Consider the following 12,998-nt stretch of genomic DNA (forward strand, 5'->3'; position numbering starts at 1 on the left):
GAAAAATTCTCAGGCTCTCAGATGTTTTCCAGCCGGTCGGGCGGCGCGAGCCCGGCCGACTGCACCAGGGCTGGCAACAACGACTCCAGCGTAGGGGAGGCGCGGATCAGGTCCATTTGCCATTCGCCCATGAAGCCAGCCTCGGTGGATTGCTTCAGGAAAGTGTGTAGGGTATCGTAGTAGCCGGCCACGTTGAGCACGCCAATCGGCTTGTCGTGGTAGCCGAGCTGGCGCCAGGTCCAGACCTCGAACAGCTCTTCGAAGGTGCCGATGCCACCCGGCAACGCCAGGAAAGCGTCGGCCCGTTCGGCCATCATCTGCTTGCGCTGGTGCATGGTCTGCACCACATGGAGTTCGGTGCAGTCGCGTTTGGCGAATTCCTTGATCACCAGGCTTTCCGGGATCACGCCGACCACCGTGCCGCCAGCGGCCAGCGTGGCATCGGCCACCAGGCCCATCAGCCCGTTGTTGCCGCCGCCATAGACCAGTTGGCCGTTGTGGCGGCCGATCCAGTCGCCCACGGCGCAGGCCGCATCGGCAAAACGCAGGTCGGCACCAGGGCGTGAGCCGCAGTACACACACAGGGAGAAGGCTGGAACATGTGGTGGATTCGTCATCCGCGCATTCTCCCATGCGACAGGCAGGGTCAGGCTTTCGCGGGCAGCGAACTGACGAGTCGTGTGCCGGCCCAGGCGTCATGCCAGAACTGGCGTTGCGGGTGGAAGCGTGCCAGGATGGCCCAGATAGGTACCCAGCCCCCGAGCAGCACGGTGACTTCTATCGCAGGCAGGTCCCAGAGATGACCAGCGGCCAGCGGAGGCAGGAACCACATCCAGCACAGCAGATAGCGCAACAGCGCTCGCGCCTGTGTCAGCGCGCGCCCCTGGGTGTCCACCACGCGGATGTGCCAGGTTTTCATGGCCAGCGTCTGCCCCTTGTGCCAGAACCAGACGAAGTAGATGCCGAATACCAGGAACAGAAAGGCTTGCAGTTCGTGGCGGTTGTCCAGGGCATGCCGGGTCTGCGTGAGGGTGCTGAACAGGTAGCCGGCGATGAACACCACCCCGAACATCAGCATGCCTTCGTACAGCCAGCAGGCCATGCGGCGCCAGAGCGAAGGCGTGATCAGGGTGGTTTCAGGGGGCAGGGCAGGCGAGGTTTCGGTCATGGCTGGCAATGGAGGCAGAGGCGAAATTGTCGCATTCCCGCGTCGGCGCCCCCGATCTGGTGGCAAAAACTGCGTGGCACTGCCACCATCCCTCCAATCCCGGTGTCATAATGGACAGTTACCAAAAAGTCACAGGCAAACGGGTCAAGGTTGCGCGGGAAGTCCGCCATGGCTTTGGCCTCAAGTCCCAAGGCGGCCTCACAAGGGCTGGTTCGAGGGGCACCCAAGGTTTTTCGTCAGAGAAATTCTCGAAAGGTTCATCATGGAAATCAACAAGGCCGAAATGGCCCAAGCCGCGGCCGCTGTCGGCCAACACCCCGCTACCGAAGAACTCATGGGCGCCGAGATCCTGGTGCGTGCCTTGCAGGCCGAAGGTGTCCGCTACATCTGGGGATACCCGGGCGGCGCGGTGCTCTACATCTACGACGCGCTCTACAAGCAGGAGACCATTCAGCACGTGCTGGTGCGCCACGAACAAGCGGCCGTGCACGCGGCCGACGGCTACGCGCGTGCCACCGGCGAGGTGGGCGTGGCCCTTGTGACATCCGGTCCGGGCCTGACCAACGCCGTCACCGGGATCGCCACCGCGTACATGGACAGCATCCCGATGGTGATCATCTCCGGCCAGGTGCCGACGGCCGCCATCGGTCTGGACGCTTTCCAGGAATGCGACACCGTTGGCATCACCCGCCCCATTGTCAAGCACAACTTCCTGGTCAAGGACGTGCACGATCTGGCCGAGACGATGAAAAAGGCCTTCCACATCGCCCGCAGTGGCCGGCCCGGCCCGGTGGTGGTCGATATCCCGAAAGACGTCTCCTTCAAGCGCATTCCTTATACCGGCTACCCCGAGACGGTGACCATGCGTTCCTACAACCCGGTGCGCAAGGGCCATGGCGGGCAGATTCGCAAGGCCCTGCAATTGCTAATGTCGGCCAAGCGGCCTTACATCTACACCGGCGGTGGCGTGCTGCTGGGCAACGCCGTGCAGGAGCTGCGCACCCTGGTGGACATGCTGGGCTACCCGGTCACCAACACGCTCATGGGCCTGGGTGCCTACCCGGCCACCGACCGCAAGTTCCTGGGCATGCTGGGCATGCACGGCACCATCGAAGCCAACAACGCCATGCAGAATTGCGACGTGCTGCTGGCCGTGGGCGCCCGCTTCGACGACCGCGTGATCGGCAACCCCAGGCACTTCGCGCAGAACGAGCGCAAGATCATCCACATCGACATCGACCCGTCCAGCATTTCCAAGCGGGTCAAGGTGGATGTGCCCATCGTCGGTGACGTGAAGGACGTGCTGACCGAGCTGATCTCCATGATCAAGGAAAGCCAGCAAAAGCCCGACGCCCAGGCGCTGGCCCACTGGTGGGAAACCATCGAAGGCTGGCGGTCGCGCGACTGCCTCAAGTACGACCGCCACAACACCGAGGTCATCAAGCCGCAGATGGTGATCGAGACCCTGTGGAACATGACCAAGGACGTCGATGCCTACATCACATCCGACGTCGGCCAGCACCAGATGTGGGCGGCCCAGTACTACAAGTTCACTGAACCGCGTCGCTGGATCAATTCCGGCGGCCTGGGTACCATGGGCGTGGGCATTCCCTACGCCATGGGCATCAAGCTGGCCAAGCCCGAAAGCGAGGTGTACTGCGTCACCGGCGAAGGTTCCGTGCAGATGTGCATCCAGGAGCTCTCCACCTGCCTGCAGTACAACACGCCCATCAAGATCCTGTCGCTCAACAACCGCTACCTGGGCATGGTGCGCCAGTGGCAGGAGATCGAATACTCCGGCCGTTACAGCCATTCCTACATGGACGCGTTGCCCAACTTCGTGAAGCTGGCGGAGGCGTATGGCCACGTCGGCATGCTGATCGAGCGTCCACAAGACGTCGAGCCGGCGCTGCGCGAGGCCCGCAAGCTCAAGGACCGTACCGTGTTCCTGGACTTCCGCACCGATCCCACCGAGAACGTGTTCCCGATGGTGCAGGCCGGCAAAGGCATCACGGAGATGCTTCTCGGTTCAGAAGATCTTTGAGCTCACCTTTCAGCGGCCCGGCTGCGGCCAACACGCCGGGTCATCCCCAGACGAATCTATTTGCTGCCAAGCCCGCCACTTACCGGTGATGGGGGAGGGCGGTGGAAAAGAGGAATCGAACATGAAACACATCATTGCCGTTCTGCTCGAGAACGAAGCGGGCGCCCTGTCGCGCGTGGTCGGCTTGTTCTCGGCTCGTGGTTACAACATCGAGTCGCTGACCGTCGCGCCGACGGAAGACCCGTCGCTGTCGCGCATGACCATCCAGACCACCGGCTCCGACGACGTCATCGAGCAGATCACCAAGCACCTGAACCGCCTCATCGAGGTGGTCAAGGTGGTGGACCTGACCGAAGGCGCCTACACCGAGCGCGAGCTCATGATGGTCAAGGTCCGTGCGGTGGGCAAAGAGCGCGAGGAGATGAAGCGCATGGCCGACATTTTCCGTGGCCGCATCATCGACGTGACCGAAAAGAGCTACACCATCGAGCTGACCGGCGACCAGGCCAAGAACGATGCCTTCCTGGAAGCGATCGATCGTGGCGCTATCCTGGAGACCGTGCGCACTGGGCCGAGCGGTATCGGGCGTGGCGAGCGCATCCTGCGCGTTTAAAATTCCAGGTTTTTCGGGCTCAGCCAGCGCACCGCTCGGGCTGAGCCTGTCGAAGCCCTTCGACGGGCTCTTTCACGAGCGGGCGACCCATACCAACGAGGATGAACATGAAAGTTTTCTACGACAAAGATTGTGACCTGAGCCTGATCAAGGGCAAGACCGTGGCCATCATCGGCTACGGCTCCCAAGGCCATGCCCATGCCCAGAACCTGAACGACAGCGGCGTGAAGGTTGTGGTCGGCCTGCGCAAGGGCGGTGCTTCCTGGGACAAGGTTGGCAAGGCCGGCCTGACCGTGATGGAAGTCAACGACGCCGTCAAGGCCGCTGACGTGGTCATGATCCTGCTGCCCGACGAGCAGATCGCCGAGGTCTACAAGAACAACGTCGAGCCCAACATCAAGCAAGGCGCCTCGCTGGCCTTCGCTCACGGCTTCAACGTGCACTACAACCAGGTGGTGCCCCGCGCCGATCTGGACGTGTGGATGGTGGCCCCCAAGGCCCCCGGCCACACCGTGCGCTCCACCTACACCCAGGGCGGCGGTGTCCCCCACCTGGTGGCGATTCACCAAGACAAGTCCGGCAAAGCCCGCGACCTGGCCCTGAGCTACGCCATGGCCAACGGTGGCGGCAAGGCCGGCATCATCGAGACCACGTTCAAAGAAGAGACTGAAACCGACCTCTTTGGCGAACAGGCCGTGCTCTGCGGCGGTGCCGTCGAACTCATCAAAATGGGTTTCGAAACCCTGGTGGAGGCTGGCTATGCACCCGAAATGGCCTATTTCGAGTGCCTGCACGAGCTCAAGCTCATCGTGGATCTGATCTACGAGGGTGGCATCGCCAACATGAACTACTCGATTTCCAACAATGCCGAGTTCGGCGAGTACGTGACCGGCCCCGAGGTCATCAACGAATCTTCGCGCGAGGCCATGCGCAAGGCACTGAAGCGCATCCAGAACGGTGACTACGCCAAGATGTTCATCCAGGAAGGCCGCCTGAACTACCCGAGCATGACGGCTCGCCGCCGCAACTTGGCCGCCCATCAGATCGAGGTGGTGGGCGCTCAGTTGCGCGCCATGATGCCCTGGATCGCCAAAAACAAGCTGGTGGACCAGACCCGCAACTGATCACGGCAAGGGGTTGAATTCAATGAGGGCTGCCCCCTTGGCGACGGTGTCACCGATGGCCACGGGCAGCGCCTTGACTTCACCATCTCGCGGCGCGTACAGGGTGTGGAACAGCTTCATGGCTTCCAAAACAGCCACAGGTTCGCCCGTTTGCACCCATTGGCCTACCCCCACAAGGATCTGCGACAACACGCCAGGCATGTCTGCGCGCACCACATCGTCAGACGAATGGGTGCTCACACTCTTTGCGGGGCGTGCGACTGCGGGCGTGACATGGACCGTGCTCGACCACCCGTCAGACCAGATCCGCACTGCATGGCCTTCCACTGTGCAGTGAAATGACCGGTTTTCCGGCGTTCGCCACAGTCCAGGCGCTGTGCGCCTGAGATGCCAAGCTTCTTCGTTGAAGACGCTGGTTGCCCCTTGCGCATCCAGTTGCAGTACCAGTTCGTGTTCTCCGGTGTGGTCTGTGGCCAGCACCCGGCACCGGCCCGTGCCGCCGGCTGCGGCGGTGACGCGCCAACCCACCAGGGCTTGCATGGGCGTATGGGCGGGTTCCAGATGGGCATGTAACCACTCTGCGCAAGCAATCCTACGGGCCATGGCCAATGCACCCGATGTGTCTTTCCAGCCATTGGGCCAGATTGCAGGCAGGAAGTTGGTGGTCAGGACTTCATGGAACGCAGGCGTTTGCAAGATGTCCTGCAACATGGCTTGGGTGGTTTGCAGTCCCTCGATACGGAGTTTGCGCAGCCCGTCCAGCAAGCGCAGGCGTGCGACTTCACGGGTGGCACCGTGGCCAATCACTTTGGCCACCATGGAGTCGTAGTGGGGTGTCACCTCGCTCGCGCCATCAATCCCGCTGTCGATACGCACGCCTTCGCTTGCGAGGGCCTCGTAGTCACGCACTGGGCCGAATGAGGGCGCAAATCGGTCTTCTGGCGATTCGGCATTCACACGCGCCTCGATCGCCCAGCCACGTTGATGCAGGTCTGCCTGAGTAAAGGCAAGAGGCTCACCAGCAGCCACGCGTATCTGCCATTCGACCAGGTCCAAGCCGGTGGTGATTTCGGTGACCGGGTGCTCGACTTGGAGCCGAGTATTCATTTCCAGGAAGTAGGGCTCGTCGTTGCGGTCGGCATCCAGAACGAATTCAACCGTTCCGGCAGAGTCGTAGGCGATCTGTTTACCCAGTGTCAAGGCCGCACTGAACAGTCTGGCTTTGACGGATGCATCCAACCTGTGCGCAGGCGCTTCCTCGATCAGCTTCTGGTAGCTGCGCTGTATGGAGCATTCGCGCTCGAACAGGTGAACCAGGCCACCATGCCGGTCTCCCAGCAACTGAACCTCCACGTGGCGTGGCCGTACGATGAACCGCTCCAGCAACACCTTGTCGTCACCGAAAGCCGCGAACGCTTCGGCTTGAGCCATCGACAACTGGTCTTTCAGATCTTCCAGTTGCTCCACGCGGCGCATCCCTTTGCCGCCACCGCCGGCACTGGCTTTGATGAGCAAGGGAAAACCGATGCGGATGGCCTCCTCACTCAGCCGCTCTATCGATTGGTCATCACCGTCGTATCCGGGGACACAGGGCACCCCGGCCCGTCTGGCGATGCGCTTGCTTTCTATTTTCGAACCCATGGCCGCCATCGCCCGCTTGTGGGGGCCGACGAATACGATGCCTGCGGCCTCGCACGCTTCCACCAATTCCAGACGTTCGGACAAAAAGCCATAGCCAGGGTGTATCGCTTGCACCTCCCGTTCTCGAGCGGCTTGGATCACGGCAGCAGCGTTCAGGTACGACTGACTGGCTTTGGCCGGACCGATGCAGACCGCTTCGTCTGCTTCGCGAACATGCCTAGCGTTGGTATCGGCTTCGGAATACACCGCCACGGTCAGGATGCCCAGGCGACGGCAGGTACGGATGACGCGGCAGGCGATTTCGCCGCGATTGGCAATGAGCAGTCGTGTGAACATGGTTACATGCGGTAAACGGGGCTTTGACCCTGAAACCGAGGCGTGCTTTCGTCAGCGAGTTGAAGACAGATACCCAGCACGTCACGCGTTTGCGTGGGCTCAATGATCCCGTCGTCCCACAGCCGGGCGGTTGCGTAATACGGATCGCTTTGTTCTTCGAACTGGCGCTTCGTTTCTGCCTGGAGGGCGCGAATCTCCTCTTCATCGGCAGGACCTTTGAGTGACGCTCGGCGCAGTTCGCTAAGCACCGTGCTGGCGACTTCCGGGCTCATGGTGGCGATCCGGCTGTTGGGCCATGAAAAGAGAAAACGTGGGCCAAAACCGCGTCCGCACATGCCGTAGTTGCCAGCCCCGTAGCTGCCGCCGATCAGCACCGTGAACCGTGGTACACGTGCCGTGGCCACCGCGTAGACCAGCTTCGCTGAATGTTTGGCAATGCCCCCGCGCTCGGCTTCGGTACCCACCATGAAGCCTGTGATGTTCTGCAGAAACAGCAACGGGATGCGCCGCTGATTGCACAGCTCGATGAAGTGAGCCCCCTTCAGTGACGATTCGGAAAACAGCACGCCATTGTTGGCCAGGATGCCCACAGGATAGCCATGGATGTGCGCCGTGGCACAGACCAGCGTTTCGCCGTATTCAGGCTTGAACTCCTGAAGCGCACTGCCGTCCACCATCCGCAAGAGCACCTCTTTGACATCGAACGGGCGGCGCAGGTCCATCCCCACGATGCCGGGGATTTCACCCGGATCAAACTTGGGAGGGATGGATGGACGTCGCGCAGCCGTACCTTCAGGTCGCCAGTTGAGACCTGCCACGATGTCGCGCAGACGCTGCAGGGCTTCGGCTTCGTTCATGGCCAGGTAATCGGTTACACCCGACACGCGTGCATGCATGCTGGCGCCGCCCAGTGTCTCTGCGTCCACCACTTCGGAAATGGCAGCCTTCACGATAGGCGGGCCGCCCAAGTGAATCCGTCCGGTGCCGTTGACCATGACCGATTCATCTGACAAGGCGGGAATATAAGCACCACCCGCCGTGCAACCACCGAAGACCGCAGACAACTGAGGGAGACCCTCGGCGCTCATCCGGCACTGGTGATAGAAGCTGGTTCCAAAATGACCATAGTCCGGGAAAACGCGATCCTGCTGCGGCAGAAAAGCCCCACCACAGTCCACCAGGTACAGACAGGGCAGGCGGTTTTCCCATGCGATTTCCTGGGCTCTCACATGTTTGCGTGTCGTTTCGGGAAAGAAGCTGCCGCCCTTGACGGTTGCGTCGTTGGCGATGATCATGCAATTGACGCCGCTGACCCGGCCGATGCCCGTCACGATGCCTGCTGCGGGAACTTCGCCGTTGTGCATGCCCCAGCCCGCCAGGGGGGACAATTCCATGAACGGGCTGCCAGGGTCGAGCAATAGGTCAATGCGCTCCCGAACGGGAATCTTGCCTCGCTCTTGGTGTCGCGCACGAAGTTTGTCTCCACCCCCTGCAACGGCCCATTGAAGGCGTTCACGCAGTGTTTGCAGCGCTTTTTCATAGCTTTGCTGTCTGCTGTCGGAATCGTTGTCCATCATGGTTCCTGTCTGGTAGGGGGTGCGGCACACCTCACCGGGCGGGCGTGTGACGGCCCAGTCCGCAAAGCAGCAATGCCGTGAGTTCTTCTGCGATCGCTTGCAGCGCCGCTGCCCCCCCTTTGAACCAGTCCAACGTACCGTTCAGAGCGGCGATCAGAAACAGGCGTGCCAGTTGATGATCGCGCCGGGTATCCAGCTCGCCTTGCTGGGCACAGCGCTGGAACAGCGATGCCCAATACCGTTCATACGCGTCGCGCTCGGGCAGGTGCGCCTCGCGGACATGTGCCGGGACTTGCCCGAAGATGCGAATGTTTGCCGAGGTGTAGTCCTGTAACTGATGCAACGCCCTCAAATGGGCGTGAACCGCCGTCAGCAGCAGCGTTGGGGCATCCACGTCGTCTGGCAAGGCCATCACACAGCGCTTGACCTCGTCAGCGACGCGCTCGACCCCGATGCGCAGCACCTCGCCCACGATGGCGTCCTTGGAGGCGAAGTGGTGATACAGGCTTGCAGCCTTCATCCCGGCTTCGGCCGCGATGTCACGCAAAGAAATGCTCGCATAACCCTCTTCACGAAAGAGGCGTGCGGCCGTGTCCAGCACCAATTGCCGCCCTTCGGTCGAGGGTGCCTTCGGGGAGGTATTTTTTTTACGCTCGATCATGGCTTATAGTCTAGCTAACAATCGTTAGGATACTGCAGCCATGAACACACCGCATGTCAACGCATCGGCCCACTCACCGTTCTTCACAGAAGAGCACGACATGCTGCGAAAGTCTGTTCGCCGCTTTGTGCAGGAGCGGGTGGAGCCTTTTGCGCCGCAATGGGAAGAGCAGGGTTTCGTGCCGAGAGAGGTGCTCAAGCAGATGGGGGAACTGGGCTTTTTGGGCATCAGATACCCCGTGCGTTACGGCGGCAGCGAACTCGATACGCTGGCCACGGTGGTATTGGCCGAAGAGCTTGGGAGGTCCACCTTCGGCGGTTTTGCCGTGACCGTTCTGGTCCACACAGACATGGCAAGCCCCCATCTTCATCATGCAGGCTCGCCCGAACAGCTTGAGCGTTACATGCCTGACATCATTGCCGGCCGCAAGATTGCTGCGGTGGCCATGACGGAGGCCGATGCCGGCTCAGACTTGCAGAGCATGAGAACAGTTGCCCGGCGCGATGCCGGCGGCTGGGTGCTCAATGGCAGCAAGATGTTCATCACGAACGGGGTGCATGGCGACGTTTACTTCGTCGCGGCAAAAACCGGTGATGCAGGCCGGGGACGCGACATCTCCATGTTCATTGTCGAAAAAGGCACTCCGGGTTTCCGGGTGGCAAGGCCGCTCAAGAAACACGGTTGGCTGTCGAGTGACACCGCAGAGTTGGTATTTCAAGATTGCCGACTGCCAGAAGATGCGCTGCTGGGCCAGGAACACAAAGGCTTTTATGCCCTGATGAAAAACCTGCAGAACGAACGGATCGTGCTGGGAGCGCAGGCCATGGGGGAGGCGTCCCGTGCGATTGAACTCGCCATCGAATGGACGACGCAGCGCCAGGCTTTTGGTGCCCCCCTGTGGGACAAACAAGCCATCCGTCACCGACTGGCCTGGCGCGCTTCTCAGGTGGAGGCCGTCCAAAACCTGATTTACGCGACGGCCTGGCGAGACGCGCGCGGGCAGCAAGTGACCAAGGAGGTGTCCATGATCAAGGCGTTGGCCGGGACTTTGGTCAATCAAGTCATGTACGATTGCCTCCAATTCCATGGCGGCATGGGGTTCATTCGAGAAACCGCCATCGAGCGCATGGCCCGGGACGCCCGTGTTCAGTCGATTGGGGGCGGTGCCACCGAGGTGATGCTCGACGAGGTCGCCAAACGGCTCGCTTGACGCATTCGCGCTTAAACTCCCGCACATGCACGACGATTCCGACCTTCAGCACCCAGTCGAGTCCAGCGCGCCGCGCCGCCACAAAGGCATTTATGTGCTGCCCAACATGATCACGTTGGCGGCGTTGTTCGGCGGTTTTTATGGCGTGGTCATGGCGATCGACGGTCGCTACGATCTCGCGACAGTGGGCATCTTCGTGGCCATGGTCCTGGACAGCCTGGACGGTCGCGTGGCCCGCATGACGCACACCCAGAGTGCGTTTGGCGAGCAGATGGACTCGCTGGCCGACATGGTGTCCTTTGGCGCGGCCCCGGCGCTGATCGCCTACGAGTGGGCGCTCAAGGACATCGGCCGCTGGGGCTGGATCGCTGCGTTCGTCTATTGCGCCTGCGCCGCCTTGCGTCTGGCGCGCTTCAATGTGAACACCGGGGTGGTGGATAAACGTTTTTTCCAGGGGCTGCCCTCGCCAGCCGCTGCCGCTTTGGTCGCAGGCTTTATTTGGCTGACCACGGAGGCTGGCTACACAGGCAAAGATCTCGTCTGGCCCATGTTTGGGATCACGCTCTATGCCGGCCTGACCATGGTCACCAACGTGCCGTTCTACAGCTTCAAGGATTTGAGCCTGAAAAAGAGTGTGCCCTTTGCCGCGATCGTGCTGATCGCCTTGGGTATTGCAGTCATCAACATCCACCCGCCCACGGTGCTGTTCGGCCTGTTCGTGCTCTATGGCCTTTCAGGCTATGCGGTGTATGGTTGGCGCAAAGCCAAAGGCAAGCCCACCAGCGTCATCAGCACCAGCACCGATGAACCCGACGAGCGTGGTCTGCACAATTGAGGCCCATGGCTGCAGGCCAGGCAAGAATGTGTTACATTGAAAACATGCATTTCGCGAACATCTCCCTGCTACTAGGCGTTGCCGAAACGGGCAGGTGACATAGCGCGCATTCCTTTTGCACCAACGGCCCGTATGCACACGCAACGGGCCGTTTCTTTTTTCAGATCCCAGGAGCCTCTCATGACCGACAAGCTGATCATTTTCGACACCACCTTGCGCGACGGCGAACAGTCCCCCGGCGCCTCCATGACCAAGGACGAGAAGCTGCGCATCGCGCGCCAGCTCGAACGCCTGAAGGTGGACGTGATCGAAGCCGGCTTTGCGGCCAGCTCCAATGGGGACTTTGAAGCGGTCAAGGCCATTGCAGACCATATCAAGGACTCCACGGTCTGCTCGCTCTCGCGGGCCAACGACCGCGATATTGCCCGTTCTGCCGAAGCCCTCAAGGGGGCCAACCGGGCCCGTATCCACACCTTCATTGCCACCTCACCGTTGCACATGGAGAAGAAGCTGCGCATGACGCCGGAGCAGGTGCTGGAGCAGGCCAGGCTGTCGGTGCGTTTTGCCCGCAACCTGGTCGAGGATATCGAGTTCAGCGCCGAGGACGGCTACCGCTCCGAGATCGACTTCCTGGCCCGCGTGGTGGAGGCGGTGATCAAGGAAGGCGCCACCACCATCAACATTCCGGACACCGTGGGTTACGCCATTCCCGAGCTGTACGGAAACTTCATCAAGACACTGCGCGAAAAGGTGCCCAACAGCGACAAGGCGATCTGGAGTGTGCATTGCCACAACGACCTGGGCATGGCGGTGGCCAACTCCCTGGCCGGGGTGAAGATCGGCGGCGCTCGCCAAGTGGAGTGCACCATCAACGGCCTGGGCGAGCGTGCCGGCAACTGTTCGCTCGAAGAGGTCGTCATGGCGGTGAAAACCCGCCGCGACTACTTTGGTCTGGATGTGAACATCGACACCACACAGATCGTGCCGGCCAGCCGCATGGTCAGCCAGACCACTGGCTTCGTGGTGCAGCCCAACAAAGCGGTGGTGGGGGCCAACGCCTTTGCGCATGCCAGTGGCATCCATCAGGACGGTGTGCTCAAGGCACGCGACACTTACGAAATCATGCGTGCCGAAGATGTGGGCTGGAGCGCCAACAAGATCGTGCTGGGCAAGCTCAGCGGTCGCAATGCTTTCAAGCAGCGTCTCGAAGAGCTGGGGATCGAAATGGAGTCGGAAACCGACATCAACACCGCCTTCGCCAAATTCAAGGAACTGGCGGACCGCAAGGCCGAGATTTTCGATGAGGACATTCTGGCCCTGGTGAGCGACGAGAGCGTGACGCCCGAAAAGGAGCAGTACGGCCTGGTTTCACTGGCGCAGCAGAGCGAAACCGGTGAGCGTCCGCACGCCCGCGTGGTGTTTACCATCGACGGCAAGGAACTGGTCGGTGAATCCGACGGCAACGGCCCGGTCGATGCGTCCCTCAAGGCCATCGAGTCCCACGTCAAGAGCGGCGCGGAACTGCTGCTGTACTCGGTCAACGCCATCACCTCCGGCTCCACCGAGAGTCAAGGTGAGGTCACGGTGCGCCTGCAACACGGGGGGCGGGTGGTCAATGGCGTGGGAGCCGATCCGGACATCGTCGTTGCTTCGGCCAAGGCGTATCTGAGTGCCTTGAACAAGCTGCACAGCAAGGCGGATCGGGTCGCCGCGCAGGGCTGAGTGCGGGGTCGAGGAGCCCTTTTAGGCCGTGGACGGGACTGACTTGCAACGTTGTCTTAAAAAAGTC

Annotated in this window: 11 protein-coding genes; 6 read left to right on the forward strand and 5 right to left on the reverse strand. The window is 61.2% G+C overall.

The annotated features are described in order from the left end of the window. Positions 1-17: 17 nt before the first annotated feature. Together HZS63_RS11795 and HZS63_RS11800 are read right to left on the reverse strand one after the other, a co-directional pair. Complete coding sequence (locus tag HZS63_RS11795; RefSeq protein ID WP_180684224.1) at positions 18-617, reverse strand: LOG family protein; 600 nt, start codon at positions 615-617, stop codon at positions 18-20. Between the two features lie 29 nt (positions 618-646). Then, positions 647-1,168, reverse strand: coding sequence for an RDD family protein (locus HZS63_RS11800; RefSeq protein ID WP_180684225.1), 522 nt, complete (start codon positions 1,166-1,168; stop codon positions 647-649). 262 nt (positions 1,169-1,430) lie between these two features. On the opposite strand from HZS63_RS11800, the gene HZS63_RS11805 reads away from it, so the two are divergent. The 3 genes from HZS63_RS11805 to ilvC all read left to right on the forward strand — a co-directional run bounded on the left by HZS63_RS11805 (position 1,431) and on the right by ilvC (position 4,949). Next, the gene (locus tag HZS63_RS11805; RefSeq protein ID WP_180684226.1) at positions 1,431-3,212 is read left to right on the forward strand and encodes an acetolactate synthase 3 catalytic subunit; all 1,782 of its coding nucleotides are present in this window, start codon (positions 1,431-1,433) and stop codon (positions 3,210-3,212) included. A 121-nt stretch (positions 3,213-3,333) separates the two neighbouring features. Continuing rightward, positions 3,334-3,825: an acetolactate synthase small subunit gene (gene ilvN / locus HZS63_RS11810; protein ID WP_180684227.1), complete on the forward strand. Its 492-nt coding sequence runs from the start codon at positions 3,334-3,336 to the stop codon at positions 3,823-3,825. A gap of 107 nt (positions 3,826-3,932) precedes the next feature. Continuing rightward, a complete protein-coding gene (gene ilvC / locus HZS63_RS11815; RefSeq protein ID WP_180684228.1) occupies positions 3,933-4,949 on the forward strand; it encodes a ketol-acid reductoisomerase in 1,017 nt (338 codons plus the stop codon). Here ilvC and HZS63_RS11820 read toward each other — a convergent pair whose 3' ends face one another. From HZS63_RS11820 to HZS63_RS11830, 3 genes are read right to left on the reverse strand one after another with little or no spacing between them, the layout of a single operon-like run. Further along, positions 4,950-6,926 carry an acetyl/propionyl/methylcrotonyl-CoA carboxylase subunit alpha gene (locus tag HZS63_RS11820; protein ID WP_180684229.1) on the reverse strand — a complete coding sequence of 659 codons (1,977 nt, stop codon included), beginning with the start codon at positions 6,924-6,926 and terminating at the stop codon, positions 4,950-4,952. 2 nt (positions 6,927-6,928) lie between these two features. After that, on the reverse strand, positions 6,929-8,503 hold the full coding sequence (locus tag HZS63_RS11825; RefSeq protein WP_180684230.1) for an acyl-CoA carboxylase subunit beta: 1,575 nt from the start codon (positions 8,501-8,503) through the stop codon (positions 6,929-6,931). 31 nt (positions 8,504-8,534) lie between these two features. Beyond that, complete coding sequence (locus HZS63_RS11830) at positions 8,535-9,164, reverse strand: TetR/AcrR family transcriptional regulator (RefSeq protein WP_180684231.1); 630 nt, start codon at positions 9,162-9,164, stop codon at positions 8,535-8,537. A 40-nt stretch (positions 9,165-9,204) separates the two neighbouring features. Between HZS63_RS11830 and HZS63_RS11835 the strand changes: the two genes are divergently transcribed. The 3 genes from HZS63_RS11835 to HZS63_RS11845 all read left to right on the forward strand — a co-directional run bounded on the left by HZS63_RS11835 (position 9,205) and on the right by HZS63_RS11845 (position 12,931). After that, positions 9,205-10,374, forward strand: coding sequence for an acyl-CoA dehydrogenase family protein (locus HZS63_RS11835; RefSeq protein WP_180684232.1), 1,170 nt, complete (start codon positions 9,205-9,207; stop codon positions 10,372-10,374). Between the two features lie 25 nt (positions 10,375-10,399). Continuing rightward, positions 10,400-11,209, forward strand: a complete 810-nt coding sequence (gene pssA, locus HZS63_RS11840; RefSeq protein WP_180684233.1) for a CDP-diacylglycerol--serine O-phosphatidyltransferase — start codon at positions 10,400-10,402, stop codon at positions 11,207-11,209. A 180-nt stretch (positions 11,210-11,389) separates the two neighbouring features. Then, positions 11,390-12,931: a 2-isopropylmalate synthase gene (locus HZS63_RS11845; protein WP_180684234.1), complete on the forward strand. Its 1,542-nt coding sequence runs from the start codon at positions 11,390-11,392 to the stop codon at positions 12,929-12,931. Positions 12,932-12,998 lie beyond the last annotated feature (67 nt).

The organism is Tepidicella baoligensis, assembly GCF_013432195.1.
In the GTDB taxonomy this organism is placed as follows: Bacteria; Pseudomonadota; Gammaproteobacteria; order Burkholderiales; family Burkholderiaceae_C; genus Tepidicella; species Tepidicella baoligensis.